Source organism: Streptomyces sp. NPDC048481, from assembly GCF_043200075.1.
GTDB lineage: Bacteria > Actinomycetota > Actinomycetes > Streptomycetales > Streptomycetaceae > Streptomyces.
This window is the reverse complement of sequence record NZ_JBICXC010000003.1, coordinates 513146-539409: the sequence shown is the minus strand read 5'-3', so window position 1 is coordinate 539409 and position 26264 is coordinate 513146. Positions and strand designations below refer to the sequence as shown.

The window sequence follows — 26264 nt, the reverse complement described above, 5'->3', positions numbered from 1 at the left end:
CATGTTTCACGTGAAACATGGCCCGGGCAGCCTCAGTCCTGGTCGGTCCACCACTCCTTGAGGGCCGACACCGCTGCGTCGTACTCCATCGGGCCGTTCTCCAGCCGGAGTTCCAGTAGATGCTTGTAGGCCTTGCCGATGGCGGGGCCGGGGCCGACGCCCAGGATCTCCATGATCTGGTTGCCGTCAAGGTCGGGACGGATCGCGTCCAGCTCCTCCCGCTCCTTCAGCTGGGAGATGCGCTCCTCCAGGCCGTCGTAAGCGCGGGAGAGGGTGGCCGCCTTGCGCTTGTTGCGCGTCGTGCAGTCCGAGCGCGTCAGCTTGTGGAGCCGTTCGAGCAGCGGCCCCGCGTCCCGTACATAGCGGCGCACAGCGGAGTCCGTCCACTCGCCCGTGCCGTACCCGTGGAAGCGCAGGTGGAGTTCGACCAGACGGGAGACGTCCTTCACCAGCTCGTTGGAGTACTTCAGCGCCGTCATCCGCTTCTTCGTCATCTTCGCGCCCACCACTTCGTGGTGGTGGAAGGAGACGCGGCCGTCCTTCTCGAAGCGGCGGGTGCGGGGCTTGCCGATGTCGTGCAGCAGGGCGGCGAGCCGCAGGACGAGGTCGGGCCCTTCTTCTTCCAGGGCGATGGCCTGCTCGAGAACGATCAGGGTGTGCTCGTAGACGTCCTTGTGCCGGTGGTGCTCGTCGCTCTCCAGCCGCAGCGCGGGCAGCTCGGGCAGCACCCGCTCGGCGATGCCGGTGTCGACCAGCAGCGAGAGTCCCTTGCGCGGGTGCGCGGAGAGGATCAGCTTGTTCAGCTCGTCCCGGACCCGCTCGGCCGACACGATCTCGATGCGGTCGGACATCTCCTTCATGGCCGTGACGACGTCCGCGGCGACCTCGAAGTCGAGCTGGGCGGCGAAGCGGGCGGCACGCATCATGCGCAGCGGGTCGTCCGAGAAGGACTCCTCCGGGGTGCCCGGGGTACGCAGCACACGTGCCGCCAGGTCTTCGAGGCCCCCGTGCGGGTCGATGAACTCCTTCTCCGGCAGGGCCACCGCCATGGCGTTCACCGTGAAGTCCCGCCGCACGAGATCCTGCTCGATGCTGTCGCCGTAGGAGACCTCGGGCTTGCGCGAGGTGCGGTCGTACGCCTCCGAGCGGTAGGTGGTGACCTCGATCTGGAAGGACCGGTCGACGTCCCCGACCCGGGCCTCCTTCTGGACACCGACCGTGCCGAAGGCGATCCCCACCTCCCACACGGAGTCCGCCCACGGCCGGACGATCTTCAGGACGTCCTCGGGCCGGGCGTCCGTCGTGAAGTCCAGGTCATTGCCGAGCCGGCCGAGCAGCGCGTCCCGCACCGAGCCGCCGACCAGGGCAAGGGAGAAGCCGGCCTCCTGGAAGCGGCGGGCGAGGTCGTCGGCGACAGGGGCGACCCGCAGCAGTTCGCTCACCGCGCGGTGCTGCACCTGGCTGAGGGCACTGAGATTGTCTTCGTTGGCGTTCGGCACAACAAAAGAGGGTACGTGGCCGCGCCAACCGGAGCCGCCCCTATGAGCGACGCCGGACGGCCCTGCCGTCAGGGCGGCAGTGCGTGTTTTCGAGCACCTGGAAACCGCTGCTTCTTATACCTGCACATAGCAGACGAGTCGACCGCCGCCGGCGATCTCGTGGAGCGGTCCGCGGCACTTCCTCTCAGCGCGCATCGTTACGATGCGTGGACGCACATTCCGACGACCACTGACGACGACGAGGGACGGGCGAGCGCGTGGCCGAGGCGGCAGACTTTCCGGGGATGACTCCCTCACCTGCCCGCCGGTGGCTGCGGCGCACCGGCGCACTGCTCGCCGGGGCGCCCCTGCTGGCCGGTCTCCTCCAGCTGCCCGCCGTCACCGCGCAGGCCGCTGAACAGGCCGGTGTCAGGGAGGCCGCCGACACGGACACCGTGGCCGTCGCCGTCGACTTGCTCAGCCCCAGCGCCCCGGCCGACGGGGAGACCCTGACCGTCTCGGGTACGGTCACCAACAACGGCAAGCACACCGTCACGGCCGCCCACGTGGACCTCCAGGTGGGCCAGGCGCTCGCCACCCGCTCGGCGATCGACAGGGCCGCCAAGCGGGCGGACTCCCTCTCCTCCGACGACGGCGTCACGGTCGGCGGCAAGTACGTCGCCAAGTTCGCCAAGCTCAAGCCCGGCGTGGCCCAGCCCTTCAGCATCTCCGTCCCGGTCGACAAGCTCGACCTCGGCAAGGACGGGGTCTACCCGCTGGGGGTCTCCCTCTCCGGCGAGACGTCCGCGCAGCCGTGGGACCGGGTCCTGGGCGTCCAGCGCACCTTCCTCCCGTGGCAGGACGGCGAGGCGGACACGCGCACGCCCACAACCGTGCTGTGGCCGCTGATGTCCACCGTCCACATGACGGCGGAGACCGGCTCGAACGCACAGCAGACCCCCGTCTTCCTCAACGAGGACCTGGCCAAGGAGATCGCCCCCGGCGGCCGCCTGGCCCAGATGCTGACCCTGGGCAAGCAGCTCGACGTCACGTGGGTGATCGACCCCGACCTGCTGGCGTCCGTCGACGCCATGACCGGCAGCTATCGCATCCGCGGCGCCGGCGACACCACGACGGCCGGCACCCAGCAGGCGGTCGCCAAGCAGTGGCTCGACGAGCTGCAGAGCGCGGTCACGGGCAAAGAAGTCGTCGCGCTGCCCTTCGCCGACCCCGATCTTGCCTCGCTCGCACACAACGGCACGGGCGTCGCCGGCTCCCTGAGCCAGCTCAAGGAAGCCACGGACGTCGCCGCCACCACGGTGCAGACCGTGCTCCACGTCACCCCGAGCACCGACTTCGCCTGGCCGGTGGAGGGCGCCGTCGACCCGTCGATCGTCAAGGTCGCCACCTCCGCCGGCGCCGACAAGGTCATCGCCCGCAGCGACAGCCTCGCCGAGACCGGCGACCTCTCCTACACCCCGTCCGCGGCCCGCCCCATCGGCGGCGGCACCACCGCCGTGGTCGCCGACTCGTGGCTGTCCACGATCTTCGACGGCGATCTCACGACAGCATCGGCGTCCACGCTCGCCGTGCAGGAGTTCCTCGCACAGAGCCTGGAGCTGAACCTCCAGACGGACAAGCAGCGCAGCATCGTGGTCGCCCCCCAGCGCATGCCGACCGCGGACCAGGCCCGCGCGCTCGCCGAGGCCGTCACCCGCCTCCAGGGCGGCACGTGGTCGCAGCCCCAGCAGCTCACGGCGGCCGCCAAGGCCAAGCCCGACCCGGCCGCCAGCACGAAGGTGCCGTCCAGGGCCGCGTACCCGGCGTCGCTGCGCAAGCGGGAGCTGCCCCGGTCGGCGTTCGAGGAGATGGCGGACACCCAGGACAAGCTGGACAACTTCAAGGTGATCCTCGCCAACGAGGCAAGGGTCGTGACCCCCTTCGGACGGGCGCTGAACCGGGAGATGTCCACCTCCTGGCGGGGCCGCGGCGCCGCGGCGAGCGCGTTCCGGGAGGGCGTGCGGGCCTATCTCGACACGTTGACCGGCCAGGTCAAGCTGATCGACAAGTCGGAGACCAAGCTCTCCGGGCGCAGCGCCACGATCCCGGTGACCGTGCAGAACAACCTGGTGCAGGGAGTGGACCACCTGGTCCTGAGGCTCACCTCCACCAACCAGACGCGCCTGGAGATCTCCGGCGAGCCGTACGCGGAGCAGCGGATCACGGTGTCCGGCGGCCATACGACGACGGTGAAGTTCAGCACGTCCGCCAAGGTCAACGGCCAGACGACGGTGATCGCCCAGCTGTACACCGAGGACGGACAGGAGTACGGGGCGCCGGTCACCTTCGACGTGAAGGTCACCGAGATCACCGCCACGGTGATGCTGGTCATCGGCGGCGGCGTCCTGCTCCTGGTGCTGGCCGGCTTCCGCATGTACACCCAGCGCAAGCGCGCCGCCGCCCGCGAGGCAGCGGAAGCCGACGAGGACGGTCCCCAGGAGGGCGACGGGCCCGCGGACGACCCGCAGGATCCCGCGGCCCCCCAGGACCGTCACACTGAAGAGTCCGGCGGTCAGGCCGGGGCAGACGACGATGAGCAGCCGAGTGACGAGAGCCCGGACACCGAAGCGGAAAGCGCAGACCCGTCCGGCACGGGTGAGAGAGTGGACCGTTGAGGATGTCGTGGCCGGTGGGCCCGGGACGATGAGGTGGGGTAGCCATGAACGCGCCGTACGACGGTGACCGCGGCCGGGCCGCGGGCGGCCCGGGGCGCCCCGAGGGCCCGCCGCCCGAGCAGGGTCAGGTGCCGCCGCAGCACCCCGCGGACATGTACCTCCAGGACGCCTACGACCAGGACCCCTACCGGGCCCAGGACCTCACCGCGCAGGACCCGGTCGCCGAGGCGCTCTACGACCGCGCGGCGCACCCTCCGCCGCCCCCGGGCTCCCAGGAGCCGCCGCAGCCCCTCTACGGCCGCCCCCCGCAGTCCCCGTACGCCCCCGACCCTCATGTGTGGGCCCAGACCCCGGCGCCCGAACCGGAGGGCCCCACGCAGTACCTCCCGTACGGCGACGACCCGCGCACCACCCAGTTCGTGGGCGTGGACGACCTGGTCACGCATTCCGGCGAGCAGCAGCACCAGCCGGACGCCTTCGCCCACCTGTTCCGGGACCAGCAGCAGAGCGGTCACCAGCAGGCCGGCTACCAGCAGGGCGACTCCCGTCCGCCGGCGGACGGCCCGGCCGTGCCCGGTCCGGCCCAGCCGCCGGGCGGGCAGGGCGCACCGCAGCAGTACCAGGCCCCGGTGGCCGCCACGCCCGCCATCGACCAGACCATGAACCTCACCGCGACACCCGACGCGCCCGTACCGGCCGCAGCCGCCGCTCCCGCGCCCAAGAAGGGCGGTCGCGCGTCCGGACTGCTGAAGTCCAGCGCCGTCATGGCGGCGGGCACGATGGTCTCCCGCCTCACCGGCTTCGTCCGCTCCGCGCTGATCGTCTCCGCGCTGGGCGTCGGCCTGCTCGGCGACACCTTCCAGGTGGCCTACCAGCTACCGACGATGATCTACATCCTGACCGTGGGCGGCGGACTCAACTCCGTCTTCGTGCCGCAGCTCGTGCGTGCCATGAAGGAGGACGAGGACGGCGGCGAGGCGTACGCCAACCGGCTGCTCACCCTGGTCATGGTGGCACTGGGCCTGCTCACGGTCGCCGCGATCGCCGCGGCCCCCGTCCTGATCCGCCTCCTGTCCGACTCGGTGGCCAGCAACCCGGCGGCCAACGACGTCGGCGTCACCTTCGTCCGCTACTTCCTGCCCTCGATCTTCTTCATGGGCGTCCACGTGGTGATGGGTCAGATCCTCAACGCCCGCGGCAAGTTCGGCGCCATGATGTGGACGCCCGTCCTGAACAACATCGTCATCATCGTGACGCTGGGCATGTTCATCTGGGTCTACGGCACCTCCGCCGACTCCGGCATGAAGGTCACGACCATCCCGCCGGAGGGCGAGCGCCTCCTCGGGATCGGGATCCTGCTGGGCCTGGTCGTCCAGGCCCTCGCCATGATCCCGTACCTGCGCGAGACCGGGTTCCGGCTGCGGCTTCGCTTCGACTGGAAGGGTCACGGCCTCGGCAAGGCCGCGACGCTCGCCAAGTGGACCGTCCTGTTCGTCCTGGCCAACCAGGCCGGCGCGCTCGTCGTGACCCAGCTGTCCACGTCGGCCGGCAAGGCGTCGCCGGTCGACGGCACAGGCTTCGCCGCCTACGCCAACGCCCAGCTGATCTGGGGCCTGCCGCAGGCCATCATCACCGTCTCCCTGATGGCCGCGCTGCTGCCGCGCATCTCCCGTTCCGCCGCCGAGGGCGACGGCGGCGCGGTCCGCGACGACATCTCCCAGGGCCTGCGCACCACGGCCGTCGCGATCGTGCCGATCGCCTTCGGCTTCCTCGCCCTGGGCATCCCGATGTGCACGCTGATCTTCGGTTCCTCGGGCACCAGCGAGGCCACGAACATGGGCTTCATGCTCATGGCCTTCGGCCTCGGCCTGATCCCCTACTCCGTGCAGTACGTCGTCCTGCGCGCCTTCTACGCCTACGAAGACACCCGCACCCCCTTCTACAACACGGTCATCGTGGCCGCCGTGAACGCGGGCGCCTCGGCGGTCTGCTACTTCGTCCTGCCCGCCCGCTGGGCCGTGGTCGGCATGGCGGCCTCCTACGGCCTGGCCTACGGGATCGGCGTCGGTGTCGCCTGGAACCGGCTGCGCAAGCGGCTCGACGGCGACCTCGACGGCTCCCACGTCCTGCGGACCTACGCCCGCCTGTGCATCGCCTCCCTGCCCGCCGCCCTGATCAGCGGCGCGGCCTGCTACGGCATCGGACACAGCCTGGGCCAGGGCGCCCTCGGCTCCTTCGCCGCACTGCTGGCCGGCGGCGCGCTCCTGCTCGGCGTCTTCTTCCTCGCCGCCCGCAGAATGCGCATCGAGGAACTCAACTCGCTGGTCGGCATGGTCCGCGGCCGCCTGGGGCGCTGACGACCACGGACGGACCGGGTCCGGGGAAAGGAGCGCCGCCTGTTGAACGAAGGTGAGCGAGGGGCAGTCGCACAACCATCGTTCGCCGCCGCGTGTCGTGCATAGCGGCGGACTGTGGGCACAATTGGGTTCGGCGTCGGACGGCGCGCACGAAGTCGCACGGCGCGCTCTGAATGGGGAGGCAGGAACGACGGTGGCGGAACGGAGCACAGCTGCCGTCGACGTGGCAGACAACAGCGGTGACGAACCGCTGACCGCACAAGCGGACCAGTCCACGGCCGACGGGGTGGTCAAGAACCGGGAGCAGGACACGGACACCGACGAGGCACAGGGGAGTGGCGGGACGGAACGTCCCGGGAAGGCCTCACCGCCGGAACTGCACAGCGGCCACAAGCTCGCCAGACGCTACCGGCTCGAAGAGTGCGTCACCCGTCTGGACGGTTTCAGCAGTTGGCGAGCCGTCGACGAGAAACTCCGCCGTGCCGTGGGCGTCCACGTCCTGCCCGCGGACCACGCCAGGGCCCGTTCGGTGCTGGCCGCGGCGCGCTCCTCGGCGCTCCTCGGTGATCCCCGGTTCGTCCAGGTGCTGGACGCCGTCGAGGAGAACGACCTCGTCTACGTCGTCCACGAGTGGCTGCCCGACGCCACCGAGCTGACCACGCTGCTCGCGGCCGGCCCGCTGGAGCCGCACGACGCCTACCAGATGGTCAGTCAGATCGCCTCCGCGATGGCCGCGGCCCACCGGGAGGGCCTGGCGCATCTGCGGCTCAACCCCAACGCCGTCCTGCGGACCTCGTCGGGACAGTGGCGCATCCGCGGCCTCGCCGTGAACGCCGCCCTGCGCGGCATCGCCACCGACACCCCCCAGCGCACCGACACCGAGGCGATCGGCGCGCTGCTGTACGCGGCGCTCACCCAGCGCTGGCCGTACGAGAACGACGCCTACGGCCTGTCGGGGCTGCCCAAGGACGTCGGGCTGATCGCCCCCGACCAGGTACGGGCCGGCGTCCACCGGGGCCTGTCCGAGCTGTCCATGCGCGCGCTCGTCAACGACGGCGCGACCGCCTCCCGCCACGAGGCCGCCTGCACCACGCCGGAGGAACTGGTCAAGGCGATCGGCGAGATGCCCCGCATCCGCCCGCCGGAGCCCGCGTTCACCGCCCCTCCGGAGTACCAGCGCACGACGTACCAGCAGGGCACCTACGGCCGTCCGGCTCCGCACCCGGGTGCCACGCAGGCCGTGCCGACGCCTCCGCCTCCCCTGCAGAGCCCCACCGGCAGGGCCCTGAAATGGGCGGTCTCCGCCCTGCTCATCGCCGCGCTCGGCCTCGGCAGCTGGCAGCTCGCCGACGCCCTCGTGGACCGCACCCACTCCGACAGCAACCAGACCCAGACGACGGACGAGGGCGACAAGAACAGCGCCGCGCCCAAGCCCGTCAGGCAACTGAAGATCCACGACGCCGCCGAGTACGTGGTGAGCGGTGACGCCCAGCACCCGGGTGACGTCGGCGAGACCTACGACAACGACAGTGCGACCTATTGGCGGACGTCGAGCTTCAGGGCCGGTCCGCCCCTCGCGCCCTACAAGCCCGGCGTGGGCATCGTCTACGACCTCGGCTCGGCGCAGGAGATCTCGAAAGCCGCCATAGGGCTCTACTACGGCGGCAACCACACGACCGTGCACCTGTATGCCGCGGACTCCCTGAACCCGTCGCCGAGCGCCCTGAAGTCGATGCAGAAGATCGGCACGCTCACCACGACCGGAACCAGCGCCACCGTGAAGGCGTCCAAGGCGGTCAAGACCCGCTATGTGCTCGTCTGGTTGACGGCCCTGCCGTACGCTGCCGGCGATCAGTACAGCGACGACGGTTACAAGCAGGGCATCACCGACGTGAAATTCACGGGGTGACGTCTCACCGAAGGGGGAGGGGGTCCGATGGCGGAAGACTCCGGGTACGACGGAGTGAGCGACCAGGATCTCCTCACCCGGCACGTCGAGGGCGACCCCGACGCCTTCGGTGAACTCGTGCGGCGTCACCGGGACCGGCTCTGGGCGGTGGCGCTGCGCACGCTGGGGGACCGCGAGGAGGCCGCTGACGCCGTCCAGGACGCCCTCGTCTCCGCCTACCGGGCCGCGCACACCTTCCGCGGCCAGTCCGCCGTCACGACCTGGCTGCACCGCATCACGGTGAACGCGTGCCTGGATCGGGCGCGCAAGTCGGCATCCCGTAAGACCTCTCCGGTGGACGACACCGAGCGCCTGGAGCAGCTCCTCGAACCGCACGAGTCGGCTGCCGCCCCGGCGGAACGCAACGACCTGCACCGCCAGCTCCTGGAAGCGCTCGGCACGCTCCCGCCCGATCAACGTTCCGCCCTGGTCCTCGTGGACATGCAGGGCTACCCGGTCGCCGAAGCCGCCCGCGTACTCGACGTGCCGACCGGAACGGTGAAGAGCCGCTGCGCCCGGGGCAGAGCCAGACTCCTCCCCCTGCTCGCCCATCTGCGCCCCGAAGGCTCCCGAGCGGACAGAGAAGGCGCCGCAGGACGGAACCGGGTACGGGAGACATCCGTCCCACCGGCAGCGGACCCTCGCACCGAGGGCCCGGACAACGCCGGGACAGGCGATTCAGCTGCTGTGAAGGGCGGAGGTGGGCGAGCGTGACATCGACGACGGACACGACCGGGCACCCGGACGTCACCGAGATCTCCGACCTCACCGAAGGCCTGCTCACCCCCGACCGAAGCACCGCCGTACGTCGCCATCTGGAGTCCTGCGACCTCTGCGCCGACGTCCACGCCTCGCTGGAGGAGATCCGCGGCCTGCTGGGCGACCTTCCCGGGCCGTCACGCATGCCGGACGACGTCTCCCATCGCATCGACGCGGCGCTGGCGGCCGAGGCCCTGCTCAATGCCACGGCAGCAGAGGACAGCGACAACGCCCCCGCGCCGGCCGGCGTACACGAACCAGCCGACGTATTCGCCGCTGCCACCGAGGGGACCACTGCCCCCGACGCGGCCGGTGTTTCACGTGAAACACCGCCGACGACAGACCGCCCCTCGGGACGACCCCGCGCCACCACCGGCCCGGGACGCAAGGACCGTCCGGGCCGGAGGCGAGGCAACCGCCGCAGGGCCGCGGTCCTCGGTGCGGTCTTCGCGGCCGCAGCTCTGGGCCTCGGCTCCGTCCTGGTGTCTTCCCTCACAGGCGGCGGAACCCCGGACACGGCGACCCATCAGACCGCAGCGCCCGACACCTTCTCCGCGAGCAAACTGAAGACGCGGGTCACCGATCTCCTGGCCGCATCCGGCGGCTCTCGCTCGCCGTCCAGCATGGGCATCCAGGGCGAGCCCGAGAACCGGACACCGAAGATCCTTCGGCAGCCCACGGTTCCGCCGTGTGTGCAGAAGGGCATCGGACGCAGTGAAGGGGCCCTGGCCACGGAGACGGGTAGGTATCAGGGGAAGGACGTCGTGCTCGTCGTGCTGCCCGACGCCACGGACAGCACGCGGGTCGACGCCTACATCGTGGACACGGCCTGTGTGGATCATCCGTCATCGGGCCCGGCCAGGGTGCTGCTGAAAACGAGCTACGTCCGCCGCTGACGAAGCGACGCATCACCACGATCTTGCGCGGTGGTCACCTCACGCCCCGCACGACGTCCTCCCTTCGTGTGCCCGGACACAGCGGGAATGTACGCCCCTTAGGATCCGTTGGGTCGGGTGAGAGTCTCCAGAGGCTCCCCCGGTCGACCGACGCTGTCCAGAGACGAGGAAACAAGCCGTGAGCGACGTCCGTAACGTGATCATCATCGGCTCCGGGCCCGCCGGCTACACCGCGGCCCTCTACACCGCGCGCGCCTCGCTGAAGCCGCTGGTGTTCGAAGGCGCCGTCACGGCGGGCGGCGCACTGATGAACACCACCGAGGTGGAGAACTTCCCCGGATTCCAGGACGGCATCATGGGCCCCGAGCTCATGGACAACATGCGCGCCCAGGCCGAGCGTTTCGGCGCCGAGCTGATCCCCGACGACATCGTCTCCGTCGACCTCACCGGTGAGATCAAGACCGTCACGGACACCGCCGGCACGGTCCACCGCGCCAAGGCCGTCATCGTCACCACCGGCTCGCAGCACCGCAAGCTGGGGCTGCCGAACGAGGACGCTCTCTCCGGCCGCGGTGTCTCCTGGTGCGCCACGTGTGACGGGTTCTTCTTCAAGGACCAGGACATCGCCGTCATCGGCGGCGGTGACACCGCCATGGAGGAGGCAACCTTCCTCTCCCGGTTCGCCAAGTCCGTGACGATCGTCCACCGCCGTGACACCCTGCGCGCCTCCAAGGCGATGCAGGAGCGCGCCTTCGCCGACCCGAAGATCAAGTTCATCTGGGACAGCGAGGTCGCCGAGATCCAGGGCGACCCCAAGCTGGCCGGGCTGAAGCTGCGCAACCTCAAGACCGGCGAGCTCTCGGACCTGCCGGTGACGGGCCTGTTCATCGCGATCGGCCACGACCCGCGTACCGAGCTCTTCAAGGGGCAGCTGGACCTCGATGAGGAGGGCTACCTGAAGGTCGCCGCGCCCTCCACCCGGACGAACGTGACGGGCGTCTTCGCCGCCGGCGATGTCGTGGACCACACCTACCGTCAGGCGATCACCGCGGCCGGCACCGGCTGCTCCTCCGCTCTCGACGCCGAGCGCTACCTCGCCGCCCTCGCGGACGAGGAGCAGGCCGAGCCCGAGAAGACCTCCGTCTGATCCCCTCCCCCGCACAAGAATGAAGGAGCCCCCTGTGGCCGGCACCCTGAAGAATGTGACCGACGCCGACTTCGAAGAGGTCGTCCTCAAGAGCGACAAGCCCGTCCTGGTGGACTTCTGGGCCGAGTGGTGCGGCCCGTGCCGTCAGATCGCGCCCTCCCTCGAGGCCATCGCGGCTGAGCACGGCGAGAAGATCGAGATCGTCAAGCTCAACATCGACGAAAACCCGAACACGGCCGCCAAGTACGGCGTCATGTCGATCCCGACCCTGAACGTGTACCAGGGCGGCGAGGTCGCCAAGACGATCGTCGGCGCCAAGCCCAAGGCCGCGCTCGTCCGCGACCTGGAGACCTTCATCTCCGAGTGACGCGCCGATCCGTCGTGCCGACGGTCGATGTTTCACGTGAAACAGGCAAGGGCCGGTCCCCACGGACCGGCCCTTGCCTGTGTCGGATGTCGGAGACCGTCAGAGCGGGCGCAACACCGGCTCCTTCTGGACTGCTCCCAGCAAACGGTCGAGCGCCATCTCCACGTCTTCCTTCCAGGAGAGCGTGCTTCTCAGCTCCAGCCTCAGCCGGGGGTGGGCGGGATGAGGGCGCACGGTCTTGAAGCCCACCGCCAGCAGATGGTCGGCCGGGAGCAGACAGGCCGGTTCCTTCCATCGGGTGTCGCCGAACGCCTCGATGGCCTTGAAGCCCCGTCTCAGCAGATCCTTGGCGACCGTCTGCACCATCACCCGGCCCAGCCCCTGTCCCTGATAGCCCGGCATGATGAACGCCGTCATGAGCTGGACGGCATCCGGTGACACCGGGCTGGTGGGAAAAGCCGTCGAGCGGGGGACATAGGCGGGGGGTGCGTAGAGCACGAAGCCCACGGGGACGTCGTCCACGTAGACGACACGGCCGCACGATCCCCAGTCCAACAGGACGGCGGAGATCCAGGCCTCTTTCTCCAGCGCGGTCGTCCCCGCCTTCAGCGCGGCTTCGCCGCTGACGGGATCGAGTTCCCAGAAGACGCACGAGCGACAGCGCTGGGGAAGGTCCTGAAGGTTGTCCAGCGTGAGCGGTACGAGCCGACGCCCCATGAAGGCTGTTCCTCGCTTCCTTCGCCCGCTCCACCGCGAGCTGCCGTCAGAGCGCTCCATTCCCGGAGCAGACTGCCGACGAACCCGCCGACCACACCCAGCCCCAGTCCGGCGCTCACCAGTCCGGTCCGGCTCATCGTTCGCATGGCCCCCGCCTCCCGCTCCGAGGTACTGCCAGGTGGACGCGTCAAAGCCTTCTCGCATCGTATCCACGATGCGATTCCCTCGACAGCGCACGCAAGCAAAGAGCGAGCCGTGTCCGGTACTCACCGGACAACGGCTCGCTCTGAACGGCTCAAGCACGGCACTGTCACTGCCGGGCCCGGGCTCAGCCCTCCGCGTCCTCGCTGTCGCCGTCGCCCAGGCCCTTCGGCAGGACCGGGCCCTCACCGGGAGCAAGGGTGCCGAGGATGCGCTCAAGATCCTCCATCGAGGCGAACTCGACGGTGATCTTGCCCTTCTTCTGGCCGAGGTCGACCTTCACCCGCGTTTCGAAGCGATCCGAGAGCCGGGTCGCCAGGTCGCTCAACGCCGGGGAGACCCGACCGCCGGCCCGCGGCCCCTTGGCCCGCTGGGCCGCCTGCGGACGCGACCCCATGAGGGTCACGATCTCCTCGACGGCCCGCACCGAGAGTCCCTCGGCCACGATGCGATGGGCCAGCCGATCCTGCTCCTCCGAGTCGTCGACGGAGAGCAGCGCCCGCGCGTGACCGGCGGAGAGCACGCCCGCAGCGACCCGGCGCTGGACCGCCGGAGAGAGCTTCAGCAGACGCAGCGTGTTGGAGACCTGCGGGCGGGACCGACCGATGCGGTCCGCCAACTGGTCGTGCGTGCAGTTGAAGTCCTTCAGCAACTGGTCATAGGCGGCAGCCTCTTCCAGCGGATTGAGCTGAGCCCGGTGGAGGTTCTCCAGAAGAGCGTCCAGGAGGAGCTTCTCGTCGTCCGTGGCCCGCACGATCGCCGGGATCGCTTCCAGTCCCGCCATGCGGCAGGCCCGCCAACGCCGCTCACCCATGATCAGCTCATAGCGTGCGGTGTCGACCTGGCGCACGACGACCGGCTGCAGCAGACCAACCTCCTGGATGGAGGTGATCAGCTCGTGCAAGGCGTCGTCGTCGAAGACCTCACGCGGCTGGCGCGGGTTCGGCGTGATCTGGTCGAGGGGAATCTCCGCAAAGTGGGCGCCGATGGGCGGCGCCGGCATCTCCAGGAGATCGCCCGCAGGAACCTCCTCTGTTTCACGTGAAACAGGCGGGAGCGTGGCCACCTTGGCGGCCGCCACCCCTCTCTCGGCCGTCAGGACCGGAACAGCGGCGGGTGACGAGGAGCCCCCGCCTCCGACCGCGGCCTGCGCGGGCGTCTTCTCCGTGGGGGCAGCAGGGATCAATGCCCCCAGGCCACGGCCCAACCCCCTCCGTCGCTCACTCACTGGATCCCCTCCACCATGTTCGGGTTGTTCTGGGCGCCAACATGGGCGTGCGTCGCGTCGTAACTGACGCCGACGCCCTTCAGCGCAAGTTCTCGTGCAGCCTCAAGGTAGGACAGGGCGCCGCTCGATCCCGGATCGTAAGTCAGCACCGTCTGCCCGTAGCTCGGCGCCTCGGAGATACGCACGGAGCGGGGAATACTCGTCCGCAGCACCTCTTCACCGAAGTGGGTGCGCACCTCCTCCGCGACCTGCGACGCGAGCCGTGTCCGGCCGTCGTACATGGTGAGCAGGATGGTCGACACATGCAGTTCGGGGTTGAGGTGTCCCCGTACCAGGTCGACGTTGCGCAGCAGCTGCCCGAGCCCTTCGAGCGCGTAGTACTCGCACTGGATCGGGATCAGGACCTCGGCGCCGGCCACCAGAGCGTTGACCGTCAGCAGGCCCAGCGACGGCGGACAGTCGATGAGGATGTAGTCCAGCGGCTGTTCGTATGCCTGGATCGCTCTCTGCAAGCGGCTCTCACGCGCCACCAGGGAGACCAGTTCGATCTCGGCACCCGCGAGGTCGATGGTGGCGGGAGCGCAGAAGAGACCTTCCACGTCCGGCACAGGCTGGACGACTTCAGCGAGGGGGCGGCTGTCGACGAGCACGTCGTAGATGGACGGCACCTCGGCGTGGTGGTCGATCCCCAGAGCCGTGGACGCGTTGCCCTGGGGGTCGAGGTCGACCACCAGGACACGTCCGCCGTGCAGGGCAAGGGACGCGGCGAGGTTGACCGTCGTCGTCGTCTTGCCGACCCCACCCTTCTGGTTGGCGACCACGATCACACGGGTGTGCTCGGGACGTGGCAGGCCCTCGCCGGCACGGCCCAGAGCCTCCACCGCGAGTTGGGCAGCACGACCGATCGGGGTGTCGTCCATCGGGGGCGGTGTTTCACGTGAAACATCCTCCCCAAACGACGACTCGGTACGGGGACCGGGGACCGGATCGGTCATCGGTCCCGCGATGTTGGCGTCGGACCGCAAGGATTCACTCTCCTCGACTTCAGGCTCGCAATGAACAGAGCCTCCCATGCCTTCGGGGTGGTGAACCAGTGAGGCCTGTCGTTCTGTGGAGAAATCCACCTCTGTGGACAACTCCCGTCCCTCATCGAGTGAACCGAGAGGCTTGCGGTCGCGCGGTTCGGCAGCAGCGCGGCCGCGACTGATGATGCCGTGGAGCAAGGAGCGACGTTTCACGTGAAACACGATGCCCGGCGGCCAGGTCGCCGTCTGCGCGACACCCCGGTATGTGCACGTTTAGCTTCATGAGCCGGATATGCCCGGCCAGACCTGCCACCCGGCCGGCCGGGCAGCACACTGCGCTGCCCGGCCCCGGCCTGGCCCCCGCATCGTCAGCGGCGTCGCCTGGTGCGGCCTGTCCGGGCCGCCTTGGCGCGCTTGGCCGCGAACCGCACACCGCCGGGGCTCTCCCCGACCTCGACCCGCACCACCGTGGAGAGGGGATCGACGACGCCCTCCCCGACCTGGAGGATCGAGGTGCCCACGGCGCCGAGCTTGCTCAGCGCCGTCGCGGCGCTCTTCAGCTCCTCCTCGGCGGTGTCGCCCTTGAGGGCGAGCATCTCGCCGTAGGGACGCAGCAGCGGAATGCCCCACGTGGCCAGACGGTCCAGCGGCGCCACGGCACGGGCGGTCACCACATGGACCGGCGGGATCTTGCCCATGACCTCCTCCGCACGACCGCGCGCCACAGTCACGTGGTCCAGGCCGAGGAGTTCGACGACCTCCGTCAGGAAGTTGGTGCGCCGCAGCAGCGGCTCCAGCAAGGTGATCTTCAGGTCCTCCCGCACGAGCGCCAGGGGAATCCCGGGCAGCCCCGCACCCGAACCGACGTCACACACGGTCACCCCCTCGGGCACGACCTCGGAGAGCACCGCGCAGTTCAGGATGTGCCTCTCCCACAGGCGCGGCACCTCACGCGGGCCGATGAGCCCACGCTGCACGCCTGCCTCGGCCAGCAGCTCGGCGTAGCGGACCGCATCGCCGTAGCGATCGCCGAACACCTCGCGGGCCACTTCGGGAGCGGGGGGGAGCTCCGCTGCCTCCGTCACGGGGACCGTCCTTCCGTACCGCCTCGGCGCCGCTTCGGACGCCGACCACCAGAACTACCGGGCTGACAAAGACCGGCCCCGTCTGCACGACAGACGGGGCCGGAAAACGCGTGGATACCGAATCAGTCGGGCAGCACGACGACGAAGCGCTGCGGCTCCTCGCCCTCGGACTCGCTGCGCAGACCGGCCGCCTTGACCGCGTCGTGGACGACCTTGCGCTCGAAGGGCGTCATCGGCTTCAGCCGCACCGGCTCACCGCTGTTCTTCGCGTCGGCCGCGGCCTTCGCGCCCAGCTCGGACAGCTCGGAGCGCTTGCCCGCGCGGTAACCCGCGATGTCCAGCATCAGCCGGCTGCGGTCACCGGTCTCCCGGTGCACGGCCAGACGCGTCAGCTCCTGCAACGCCTCCAGCACCTCACCGTCCCGGCCGACCAGCTTCTGCAGGTCACGAGTGCCCGCGTCGCTGATGATCGACACAGCGGCGCGATCGGCCTCGACGTCCATGTCGATGTCACCGTCGAGGTCGGCGATGTCCAGCAGACCTTCGAGGTAGTCCGCCGCGATCTCGCCCTCCTGCTCGAGGCGGGTCAGGGTGTCTGCACCCTCGGCGGCGGAGGAGGTGGTGCCTTCCGTCACGGGATGGGCTCCTTCTACTTCTTGGACGGCTACTTCTTGGACGGGGACTTGGGGCGCTGCGGACCGCCCTTGCGCTGCCCGGACTGGGCCTTGCTGCGACCCGCGGAACCAGACTTGGCGCCATTGGCCCCGGTGGCGCCGGCCGTTCCGGAGGGCTTGTCGTCCGCCGGCTCCTCGGACTTGACCAGCGAGGTGGTCTCACCGGCCGCCTTCGGCGTCGCCGACTGGCGCTGGGACTTCGACTGCCGCTTCGGCTGCTGGCGCTTCGCGGCGGCCCCGACCGAAGGCGTGCCGTCCTCGGTCTGACCGACCGGCTGGGCCTCGCCCTTGGTCACGACGCCGTCGGCCTGGGCCACGAAACCGGCCTTCGACAGGGCGTTGATGAACTTGCGCTCGGCCTCGTTGCGGTCCCGGCCCTTGGCGACGATGGCCTTGACGATGGCCTTCTCGCTGCGCCGACGCGTCCCGCCGTGGTGCGTGACGTGCTTGTGCAGACGCTCCAGGTAGGCGGCCTGAGCCTTGGAACCCGGCGTCGGGTTGTTGCGGATCACGTACATCTGCTGACCCATGGTCCACACGTTGGTGGTGAGCCAGTAGACGAGGACACCCACGGGGAAGTTGATGCCGAAGACCGCGAACATGACCGGGAAGACGTACATCAACATCTTCTGCTGCTGCATGAACGGCGTCTTGACGGACGTGTCGACGTTCTTCGTCATCAGCTGGCGCTGCGTGAAGAACTGCGAGGCCGACATCAGGACGATCATGATCGCGGTGACCACGCGGACGTCCGTCAGCGAGGCGCCGAGCGCCTCCACCTTCGCCGAGCCGTCGGTGAACTTCGCCGCCAGCGGAGCGCCGAAGATGTGCGCCTTGCGCGCGCTCTCCAGCAGCTGCTCGTTGATGACGCCGATCTTGTCGCCCGTCGCGATGCCGTTGAGCACGTGGTACAGGGCGAAGAAGAACGGGGACTGCGCCAGGATGGGAAGGCACGAGGAGAGCGGGTTGGTGCCCGTCTCCTTGTACAGCTTCATCATCTCTTCGGACTGACGCTGTTTGTCGTTCTTGTAGCGCTCCTGGATCTTCTTCATCTCGGGCTGCAGCGTCTGCATGGCCCGGGTCGACTTGATCTGCTTCACGAAGAGCGGGATCAGGCAGATACGGATCAGGATCACCAGGGACACGATCGACAGGCCCCAGGCCCACCCGGTGTCAGGGCCGAAGATCGACCCGTACACCTTGTGGAACTGGACGATGACCCAGGAGACAGGTGTCGTGATGAAGCTGAAGAGGCTGGCAATCGTGTCCACTAATCATGCTCCTTGGGCATGGGACGGTGTCTCTGCGGCCGGGCTCGAAGAGAGGTTCTCGTCGGTGGCCGTTTCGGCGGCGGAGGTCCCGCCCTTGCGTGCACGCCAGGCGTCACGCAGCATTTCGTGCCACCGCGGGCGCTTGCGCGGCGGGACATGGTCCACGCCCCCCAGCGACCACGGATTGCACCGCAGGACGCGCCAGGCGGTGAGTGCCGTTCCCTTGATCGCGCCGTGCCGGTCGATGGCGGTGAAGCCGTAGTGGGAGCACGACGGGTAGTACTTGCACACCGGCCCGAGCAGCGGACTGATCGTCCACTGGTAGAGCTTGATGAGAGCCAGCAGCGGGTACTTCATCGCGCGCCCCCTCCCAGTAGCCGTTGAAGGGCGGCGTCCAGGTCTTGGGCCAGCTGTGCGTGGTCGGCGTCGCCCGCCCCGGGCAGCGCCCGTACGACTACCAGGCTACCGGGGGGCAACAGGGTGACCCGCTCGCGCATCAGGTGACGCAGTCTGCGCTTCACCTTGTTGCGCACGACAGCGCCGCCCACGGCCTTGCTGACGACGAAACCCGCACGCGTCGGGGGAGCGCTCTCCCCAGGCGCGTGCGGGTCCGTGGCACCGCTTCGAAGGTGGACGACGAGAGTCGGGCGTCCGGCCCGACGACCCCGTCGTACCGCGGTCGCGAAGTCCTCGCGCCGCCTCAGCCGATGCTCGGTAGGCAGCACGACGTCATGACCTGATCAGGCTCAGGCGGACAGGTTGGCGCGACCCTTGCTGCGGCGGTTCGCGAGAATCGCGCGGCCGGCACGGGTGCGCATCCGCAGGCGGAAGCCGTGGGTCTTGGCGCGACGACGGTTGTTCGGCTGGAAGGTGCGCTTGCTCACTCGGGGGCTCCAGAAATCAATCGGTGGTGGCGGGGTGCCGTCCTGGCTGTCACCGTGCGCCCACGAGGTAGCTCGCGGTCAACGCCCGAGTGCACCGCTTCCCGATCACCTGACGTGATCTGTGCCCATCGGAGGCAGGCGGCAGCAGCCATCGACAACTCGACCTGGTTACGGTACGCGCGGGTGCGCCATCCGGTCAAACCGGCGGTCGCGGGGAGACACTGTCCACAGGCTGGGGACAACAACTTGAACCGTACCCGCCGCCCTGACTACCGTGGCCGGACTCCGATTCGTTCCTTTGTCCCTGCCCCCGCCCGATATGAATCCCCACCGTCCCACCACCACACGAACGTGGGACCCACGAGAGAGCGTGCCCTGTGGCTGACGTGCCTGCCGATCTTGCCGCAGTGTGGCCACGAGTACTGGAACAGTTCCTCGGTGAGGGCCGTGGCCAGGGCGTCGAGGTGAAGGACGGACACTGGATCCGGCGCTGCCAGCCGCTCGCGCTGGTCGCGGACACGGCCCTGCTGGCCGTCCCCAACGAATTCGCGAAGAACGTCCTCGAAGGACGCCTCGCCCCGATCATCAGCGAGACCCTGAGCCGCGAGTGCGGCCGTCCGATCCGCATCGCGATCACCGTCGACGACAGCGCGGGCGAACCCCCCGCACCCGCACCACCGTCCGGCTCCGCCCAGCAGCAGCCGCGCTACGAGGAGCCCGAACTCCCCGCCGGCCCCTACGAGGGACAGGACGGCGGCCGGTACGAGGGACAGGACGGCCGGTACGAGAACCAGTACGAGGGCTACGGCCGGCACCGCGCCGACCAGCTGCCCACCACGCCGGGCGACCAGCTCCCCGGCTCGCGCGCCGACCAGCTGCCCACCGCGCGCCCCACGTACCCCTCCGAGTACCAACGCCCCGAACCCGGCGCCTGGCCGCGCCCCCAGCAGGACGAGTACAGCTGGCAGCAACAGCGGCTCGGCTTCCCCGAGCGCGACCCCTACGCGTCGCCGTCGTCGCAGGACTCCTACGGTGGCCCCGCCGCCCAGGACCCGTACGCCTCCTCGCGCCCGCAGGACTACCGCCCGCAGTCCGCGGAACGGCCGCCCTACGACACGTCGCCCTACGAGCAGAAGCGCCCCGAGTACGACAAGCCCCGCTCCGACTACGACCAGCGCGACGCCGGCCGCCGGGAGCTGTCCGACCCCTCGTCGCACGCACCCGGCCACCAGCACCGCGGCGGACCCGGCGGACCGGGACAGGGCGGCATGGGCGCGCCCGGACCGTCGGCCGCGCAGTCCTCGCCGACGCCCGGACCGGGCGAGCCGACCGCCCGCCTGAACCCCAAGTACCTGTTCGACACCTTCGTCATCGGCGCCTCCAACCGCTTCGCGCACGCGGCCGCAGTGGCCGTCGCCGAAGCACCCGCGAAGGCCTACAACCCCCTCTTCATCTACGGGGAGTCCGGCCTCGGCAAGACGCACCTGCTGCACGCCATCGGCCACTACGCGCGCAGCCTCTACCCGGGAACCCGCGTGCGCTACGTGAGCTCGGAGGAGTTCACCAACGAGTTCATCAACTCCATCCGCGACGGCAAGGGCGACAGCTTCCGCAAGCGGTACCGCGAGATGGACATCCTGCTCGTCGACGACATCCAGTTCCTCGCGGACAAGGAGTCGACGCAGGAGGAGTTCTTCCACACCTTCAACACCCTCCACAACGCCAACAAGCAGATCGTGCTGTCCAGCGACCGGCCGCCGAAGCAGCTGGTCACGCTGGAGGACCGGCTGCGGAACCGTTTCGAGTGGGGCCTGATCACCGACGTCCAGCCGCCGGAGCTGGAGACGCGGATCGCGATCCTGCGCAAGAAGGCGGTGCAGGAACAGCTCAACGCCCCGCCCGAGGTGCTGGAGTTCATCGCCTCACGGATCTCGCGCAACATCCGCGAGCTGGAGGGCGCCCTGATCCGGGTGACGGCGTTCGCCTCGCTCAACCGGCAGCCCGTGGACCTGGGCCTGACGGAGATCGTCCTGAAGGACCTGATCCCCGGCGGCGACGACTCCACCCCGGAGATCACCTCGACGGCCATCATGAGCGCGACGGCCGACTACTTCGGGCTCACCATCGAGGATCTGTGCGGCAGCTCGCGCGGCCGCCAGCTCGTCACGGCCCGGCAGATCGCCATGTACCTGTGCCGCGAGCTGACCGACCTGTCGCTGCCGAAGATCGGCGCGCTGTTCGGCGGCCGCGACCACACCACGGTCATGCACGCGGACCGCAAGATCCGCAATCTGATGGCCGAGCGGCGCTCCATCTACAACCAGGTCACCGAGCTGACCAACCGCATCAAGAACGGCTGACGTCGCACCGCGCCGCGCGACGGCCCGGACGTCCGCGAAGGGCGTCCCCGGAACTCCTCCGGGGACGCCCTTCGCCGTTTCCCCGGCCTCCGGAGCTCCGGAGCTCCGGGCCGCCAAGTCGCGCCCAGGGCCACTCAGCGCCCCTCCAGGCGATCCGAAGCCGGGCCGGGGGCGGGCGCGGGGACGGGCCGAAGCGGCGCCGAGGACGGGTTCGAGGGTGGGCCGCAAACGCCCCGAGGCGGGTCTGAGGCGGGCGCGAGGAGGGCCGGGGAAGCCCGAGGGGGGCCGTGGCGGGCCGGATGCGGGCCTCGTCGCGGTCGTACAGCTGTCGCTCACCGGTCACCCGGTGTTCGATTCAAGGCCCGGGTTACGGCCTCCCTCCACAGATTCGGTGACTTTCTCGCGTCCACACCCTGGGGACCGCGAAGTTGTCCAGAACTGTGTCCACAGGCGTCCCGCGTGCGAGACGATCGAGCGAGGTCAACGGGCTGTGGATTCGTGGACAAAGGTTATCCACAACCTGTGGACGAAGAAATGATCCACACCCTGTGCACGGGGTTGTCCACCGGCCGCCCACAGGCTGGAGCAGGTTGTCCCCAGCGATCACCGGCTTCTCCACATGTCTGTCCACTGTTCGGCAACGTGACGCGCCTCCTCACCGCGCCGAGTGAAAGGCGTCACACGAAGTTGCCGAGGCGGGCTGTGGGAAAGCCAACCAAACCTGGGGACGGAGTTGGGGACAAGTCGGCCCTCCCTGTGCACGGAGTGTGCAGAACTTTCCGTTCTCCACAGAAGGCCCGAGTTATCCACTGGCTCCGCCCACAGGGTCGGTGGATAAAAAACCGGCTCTGAGCTGGGAAAACGGGGTTATCCACGGTATCCACAGGCCCTACTACTACTGACAACTAGAGAGAGCGAGGAATCCGTTTCGAAGTGGGACCTGTGCACAACTCGCTCTTCGGCGTCCGGCTGCCCCTCGTCACGACTTGACCCCGAGGGGCACCGACTGACAGTGCGGTGCGTCAGACTGGTCCCCGATGGTCCTTCCCCTCACCGGGACCGGCCACACCGAAACAGACGACGAAGGCCAGGCAGGGCGAGAAGCGCCGGCAACAGCAGGAGGCGGCAAGAGTGAAGATCCGGGTGGAACGCGACGTACTCGCGGAGGCCGTGGCCTGGGCGGCGCGCAGCCTCCCGGCCCGTCCGCCGGCGCCGGTCCTCGCCGGCCTGCTGCTGAAGGCCGAGGACGGCCAGCTGAGCCTGTCGAGCTTCGACTACGAGGTGTCCGCGCGGGTCTCCGTCGAGACCGAGGTCGAGGAGGAGGGCACCGTCCTCGTCTCGGGCCGTCTGCTCGCGGACATCTGCCGTGCCCTGCCGAACCGCCCGGTGGAGATCTCCACAGACGGTGTACGGGCCACGGTGGTCTGCGGCTCCTCGCGCTTCACCCTCCACACCCTGCCTGTGGAGGAGTACCCGTCGCTGCCGCAGATGCCGAATGCGACGGGCACGGTCCCCGGTGACGTCTTCGCCTCCGCCGCCGCCCAGGTCGCCATCGCCGCGGGCCGTGACGACACGCTGCCCGTGCTCACCGGCGTGCGCATCGAGATCGAGGGCGACACCGTCACGCTGGCCTCCACCGACCGCTACCGCTTCGCGGTCCGCGAGTTCCTGTGGAAGCCGGAGAACCCGGACGCGTCCGCTGTCGCCCTGGTGCCCGCCAAGACGCTCCTGGACACCGCCAAGGCGCTCACGAGCGGCGACAGCGTCACCCTGGCGCTGTCCGGCGGCGGCTCGGGCGAGGGCCTGATCGGCTTCGAGGGCGCCGGTCGGCGGACGACGACCCGTCTCCTGGAGGGCGACCTCCCGAAGTACCGCACGCTGTTCCCGACCGAGTTCAACTCCGTCGCCGTGATCGAGACCGCCCCCTTCGTGGAGGCCGTGAAGCGCGTGGCCCTGGTCGCCGAGCGCAACACCCCGGTGCGGCTCAGCTTCGAGCAGGGCGTGCTCATCCTGGAGGCCGGCTCCAGCGACGACGCACAGGCTGTGGAGAGGGTCGACGCCCAGCTGGAGGGCGACGACATCTCGATCGCCTTCAACCCGACCTTCCTGCTGGACGGCCTGAGCGCCATCGACTCGCCCGTGGCCCAGCTGTCCTTCACGACGTCCACCAAGCCCGCGCTGCTCAGCGGCAAGCCGGCCCTCGACGCCGAGGCGGACGACGCCTACAAGTACCTGATCATGCCGGTGCGGCTGAGCGGCTGAGCGGCTGAGCGCTCCGGCTCGGGCCTCGGCGTCCGGGCGGGCGCCGTGGCCGGGCCGCTCGGTGCCGGACGGTGCCGGAGGTCGTCCACAGGCTGTGGCCGACGGGCCTCGGTCTGTGGACGAACCCGCTGGTGAGCGGCGTGCGGGGTGGTACGTCTGAGCGCGTATGCCCACAGGTGTGCGTGACCGTCCGGGTTTAGGCTCGGAGGGGGCACGAGGTGCCCCCACACGCCACACAGCGACCTAAGGAACAACTGATGGAGCTCGGTCTCGTCGGCCTCGGCAAGATGGGCGGCAACATGCGCGAGCGGATCCGCCGCGCCGGCCACACCGTCGTCGGATACGACCGCAACCCGGACCTCGCGGACGTCCACAGCCTCGAAGAGCTGGTGGGCAAGCTCAAGGGTCCGCGGGTGGTCTGGGTGATGGTCCCGGCGGGCGCCGCCACCCAGTCGACCGTCGACGAGCTCGGCGAGCTGCTGGAGCCGGGCGACGTCGTCGTCGACGGCGGCAACTCCCGCTGGACGGACGACGAGAAGCACGCCGAGGAGCTCGCCGCCAAGGGCATCGGGTTCGTCGACTGCGGCGTCTCCGGGGGCGTCTGGGGCCTGGAGAACGGTTACGCGCTGATGTACGGCGGCGACGCCGGGAACGTCGCCAAGGTGCAGCCGGTCTTCGACGCGCTCAAGCCCGAGGGCGACTTCGGCGCGGTGCACGCCGGCAAGGTCGGCGCCGGGCACTTCGCCAAGATGGTCCACAACGGCATCGAGTACGCCATGATGCAGGCCTACGCCGAGGGCTGGGAGCTGCTGGAGAAGGTCGACTCGGTCACGGACGTGCGCGAGGTCTTCCGGTCCTGGCAGGAGGGCACGGTCATCCGTTCCTGGCTGCTGGACCTGGCCGTCAACGCCCTCGACGAGGACGAGCACCTGGACAGGCTGCGCGGTTTCGCCCAGGACTCCGGCGAGGGCCGGTGGACGGTCGAGGCGGCCATCGACAACGCCGTGCCGCTGCCCGCGATCACGGCCTCGCTGTTCGCCCGGTTCGCCTCCCGGCAGGACGACTCGCCGCAGATGAAGATGATCGCGGCGCTGCGCAACCAGTTCGGCGGCCACGCCGTCGAGAAGAAGTAATCCACAGGGTCGCGTCCGCGATCCACAGCCCGCGATCCACCACCCTGGGGAGGTCGGCGAACGACCATGCACGTCACGCATCTGTCGCTGGCCGACTTCCGCTCGTACGCCCGGGTCGAAGTTCCGCTCGATCCGGGCGTCACCGCTTTCGTGGGGCCCAACGGGCAGGGCAAGACCAACCTGGTCGAGGCCGTCGGCTATCTGGCCACGCTGGGCAGCCACCGGGTCGCCTCGGACGCGCCCCTGGTGCGGATGGGCGCCGAGCGGGCGATCGTGCGGGCGCAGGTCAGGCAGGGTGAGCGGCAGCAGCTGGTCGAGCTGGAGCTGAACCCGGGCCGGGCCAACCGGGCCCGTATCAACCGGTCTTCGCAGGTCAAGCCGCGTGATGTGCTGGGCATCGTCAGGACGGTGCTGTTCGCGCCGGAGGACCTGGCGCTGGTCAAGGGCGACCCCGGTGAGCGGCGCCGCTTCCTCGACGAGCTGATCACCGCGCGCTCGCCGCGGATGGCGGGGGTGCGCTCGGACTACGAGCGGGTGCTCAAGCAGCGCAACACGCTGCTGAAGTCGGCGGCGCTGGCGCGGCGGCACGGCGGTCGTTCCATGGACCTGTCGACGCTGGACGTGTGGGACCAGCATCTCGCGCGTGTGGGTGCGGAGTTGCTGGCTCAGCGGCTCGATCTGGTGGCCGCGATCCAGCCGCTGGCCGACAAGGCGTACGAGCAGCTGGCGCCCGGAGGCGGTCCGGTGGGCCTGGAGTACAGGCCGTCCGCGCCGGGTGAGGCGCACACGCGTGAGGATCTGTACGCGCAGCTGACGGCGGCGCTGGTGGAGGCGCGCAAGCAGGAGATCGAGCGGGGCGTCACGCTGGTGGGGCCGCACCGGGACGATCTGACGCTGAAGCTGGGTCCGCTGCCCGCCAAGGGGTACGCCTCGCACGGGGAGTCCTGGTCGTACGCGCTGGCGCTGCGGCTTGCCTCGTACGACCTGTTGCGGGCGGAGGGCAACGAGCCGGTGCTGGTGCTGGACGACGTGTTCGCGGAGCTGGACGCGCGCCGGCGGGAGCGGCTGGCGGAGCTGGTGGCGCCGGGTGAGCAGGTGCTGGTGACGGCGGCGGTGGACGACGACGTGCCGGGGGTGCTCGCGGGGGCGCGGTACAGCGTGTCCGAGGGGTCGGTGGAGCGCGTATGAGCGGTGACGAGGCCGAGGCGAAGGGGGCGTCGGAGCGGGTGCCGGAGCCTTCGGGGGTCGATCTCGCGCGCGTGGCGCTGAGGGCGGCGCGGGAGCAGGCACGCGCGCGTGGGGACGCGGCGCAGCAGAAGAAGCAGGCCCGGCGTGGGGGAGGGCTGCGCTCCGGGGCGGGGGCGGACGGCCGTGATCCGCTGGCGCTGGGGGCCGCGATCAACCGGCTGCTGACCGAGCGGGGCTGGGAGGCGCCGGCGGCGGTGGGCGGGGTGATGGGGCGGTGGCCGCAGATCGTGGGTGAGGACGTGGCCAAGCACTGTGTGCCGGAGCGGTACGACGAGGAGGAGCGGGCGCTGATCGTGCGCTGTGACTCCACGGCGTGGGCGACGAACCTGCGGCTGCTCGCCCCGACGCTCGTGGCGCGGCTGAACGAGGATCTCGGTCATGGCACGGTCCGGTTGATCAAGGTTCTCGGTCCGGGTGGTCCCCAGCGTCGCTACGGCCCCTTGAGGGCCCCGGGGAGCACCGGTCCCGGTGATACCTACGGGTGACGTGTGTCACGTCTTGGTGCGGCCGGGCGGTCCTGACGGGACCGTCCGGCCTTCTTTTCGCGCG

General features: G+C 69.7%; 22 protein-coding genes. 12 read left to right on the top strand and 10 right to left on the bottom strand.

The window, feature by feature from the left end:
• Positions 1–32: 32 nt before the first annotated feature.
• Positions 33–1499, bottom strand: coding sequence for a CCA tRNA nucleotidyltransferase (locus ACGFSH_RS13100; protein WP_393347778.1), 1467 nt, complete (start codon positions 1497–1499; stop codon positions 33–35).
• A gap of 257 nt (positions 1500–1756) precedes the next feature.
• On the opposite strand from ACGFSH_RS13100, the gene ACGFSH_RS13095 reads away from it, so the two are divergent.
• The 7 genes from ACGFSH_RS13095 to trxA all read left to right on the top strand — a co-directional run bounded on the left by ACGFSH_RS13095 (position 1757) and on the right by trxA (position 11627).
• Positions 1757–4153, top strand: coding sequence for a DUF6049 family protein (locus ACGFSH_RS13095; protein ID WP_393347776.1), 2397 nt, complete (start codon positions 1757–1759; stop codon positions 4151–4153).
• 44 nt (positions 4154–4197) lie between these two features.
• Positions 4198–6510, top strand: a complete 2313-nt coding sequence (murJ, locus tag ACGFSH_RS13090; protein WP_393347774.1) for a murein biosynthesis integral membrane protein MurJ — start codon at positions 4198–4200, stop codon at positions 6508–6510.
• Between the two features lie 193 nt (positions 6511–6703).
• A complete protein-coding gene (locus tag ACGFSH_RS13085; protein WP_393347772.1) occupies positions 6704–8419 on the top strand; it encodes a protein kinase family protein in 1716 nt (571 codons plus the stop codon).
• A 27-nt stretch (positions 8420–8446) separates the two neighbouring features.
• Positions 8447–9172 carry an RNA polymerase sigma factor SigM gene (gene sigM / locus ACGFSH_RS13080; RefSeq protein ID WP_393347770.1) on the top strand — a complete coding sequence of 242 codons (726 nt, stop codon included), beginning with the start codon at positions 8447–8449 and terminating at the stop codon, positions 9170–9172.
• Positions 9169–10113 (top strand): anti-sigma factor family protein, encoded by a 945-nt coding sequence (locus tag ACGFSH_RS13075; protein WP_393347768.1) that lies wholly within the window; start codon positions 9169–9171, stop codon positions 10111–10113. The genes sigM and ACGFSH_RS13075 overlap by 4 nt, the downstream gene beginning before the upstream one ends.
• A gap of 178 nt (positions 10114–10291) precedes the next feature.
• Positions 10292–11260 (top strand): thioredoxin-disulfide reductase, encoded by a 969-nt coding sequence (gene trxB / locus ACGFSH_RS13070; protein ID WP_329411724.1) that lies wholly within the window; start codon positions 10292–10294, stop codon positions 11258–11260.
• A 34-nt stretch (positions 11261–11294) separates the two neighbouring features.
• Positions 11295–11627 (top strand): thioredoxin, encoded by a 333-nt coding sequence (gene trxA, locus ACGFSH_RS13065; protein ID WP_109004575.1) that lies wholly within the window; start codon positions 11295–11297, stop codon positions 11625–11627.
• 99 nt (positions 11628–11726) lie between these two features.
• Here trxA and ACGFSH_RS13060 read toward each other — a convergent pair whose 3' ends face one another.
• From ACGFSH_RS13060 to rpmH, 9 genes are all read right to left on the bottom strand, one after another.
• Complete coding sequence (locus ACGFSH_RS13060) at positions 11727–12344, bottom strand: GNAT family N-acetyltransferase (protein ID WP_393347766.1); 618 nt, start codon at positions 12342–12344, stop codon at positions 11727–11729.
• A 328-nt stretch (positions 12345–12672) separates the two neighbouring features.
• Positions 12673–13773, bottom strand: coding sequence for a ParB/RepB/Spo0J family partition protein (locus ACGFSH_RS13055; RefSeq protein WP_393347764.1), 1101 nt, complete (start codon positions 13771–13773; stop codon positions 12673–12675).
• Entirely contained in the window at positions 13770–14846 is a 1077-nt protein-coding gene (locus ACGFSH_RS13050; protein WP_393348131.1) for a ParA family protein, read from the bottom strand. Before ACGFSH_RS13050 ends, ACGFSH_RS13055 begins: the two co-directional genes overlap by 4 nt.
• Before the next feature lie 320 nt (positions 14847–15166).
• Entirely contained in the window at positions 15167–15883 is a 717-nt protein-coding gene (rsmG, locus tag ACGFSH_RS13045) for a 16S rRNA (guanine(527)-N(7))-methyltransferase RsmG (protein ID WP_329411732.1), read from the bottom strand.
• 122 nt (positions 15884–16005) lie between these two features.
• Positions 16006–16518, bottom strand: a complete 513-nt coding sequence (locus tag ACGFSH_RS13040; protein WP_329411734.1) for a R3H domain-containing nucleic acid-binding protein — start codon at positions 16516–16518, stop codon at positions 16006–16008.
• Between the two features lie 29 nt (positions 16519–16547).
• On the bottom strand, positions 16548–17828 hold the full coding sequence (gene yidC, locus ACGFSH_RS13035) for a membrane protein insertase YidC (RefSeq protein WP_393347761.1): 1281 nt from the start codon (positions 17826–17828) through the stop codon (positions 16548–16550).
• A gap of 3 nt (positions 17829–17831) precedes the next feature.
• The gene (yidD, locus tag ACGFSH_RS13030) at positions 17832–18185 is read right to left on the bottom strand and encodes a membrane protein insertion efficiency factor YidD (protein ID WP_393347759.1); all 354 of its coding nucleotides are present in this window, start codon (positions 18183–18185) and stop codon (positions 17832–17834) included.
• Positions 18182–18553, bottom strand: a complete 372-nt coding sequence (gene rnpA, locus ACGFSH_RS13025) for a ribonuclease P protein component (protein WP_393347757.1) — start codon at positions 18551–18553, stop codon at positions 18182–18184. Before rnpA ends, yidD begins: the two co-directional genes overlap by 4 nt.
• A gap of 21 nt (positions 18554–18574) precedes the next feature.
• Positions 18575–18712: a 50S ribosomal protein L34 gene (gene rpmH, locus ACGFSH_RS13020; RefSeq protein WP_018846094.1), complete on the bottom strand. Its 138-nt coding sequence runs from the start codon at positions 18710–18712 to the stop codon at positions 18575–18577.
• 377 nt (positions 18713–19089) lie between these two features.
• Between rpmH and dnaA the strand changes: the two genes are divergently transcribed.
• The 5 genes from dnaA (at position 19090) to ACGFSH_RS12995 (ending at position 26200) form a co-directional block, all read left to right on the top strand.
• Positions 19090–21072: a chromosomal replication initiator protein DnaA gene (gene dnaA / locus ACGFSH_RS13015; protein ID WP_393347755.1), complete on the top strand. Its 1983-nt coding sequence runs from the start codon at positions 19090–19092 to the stop codon at positions 21070–21072.
• A 1131-nt stretch (positions 21073–22203) separates the two neighbouring features.
• Positions 22204–23334 (top strand): DNA polymerase III subunit beta, encoded by a 1131-nt coding sequence (gene dnaN, locus ACGFSH_RS13010; protein ID WP_256915761.1) that lies wholly within the window; start codon positions 22204–22206, stop codon positions 23332–23334.
• Between the two features lie 257 nt (positions 23335–23591).
• Positions 23592–24467, top strand: a complete 876-nt coding sequence (gene gnd, locus ACGFSH_RS13005) for a phosphogluconate dehydrogenase (NAD(+)-dependent, decarboxylating) (RefSeq protein ID WP_393347753.1) — start codon at positions 23592–23594, stop codon at positions 24465–24467.
• 66 nt (positions 24468–24533) lie between these two features.
• The gene (gene recF / locus ACGFSH_RS13000; protein ID WP_393347750.1) at positions 24534–25655 is read left to right on the top strand and encodes a DNA replication/repair protein RecF; all 1122 of its coding nucleotides are present in this window, start codon (positions 24534–24536) and stop codon (positions 25653–25655) included.
• Complete coding sequence (locus tag ACGFSH_RS12995) at positions 25652–26200, top strand: DUF721 domain-containing protein (protein ID WP_393347749.1); 549 nt, start codon at positions 25652–25654, stop codon at positions 26198–26200. Before recF ends, ACGFSH_RS12995 begins: the two co-directional genes overlap by 4 nt.
• The last annotated feature ends 64 nt before the right edge of the window (positions 26201–26264 follow it).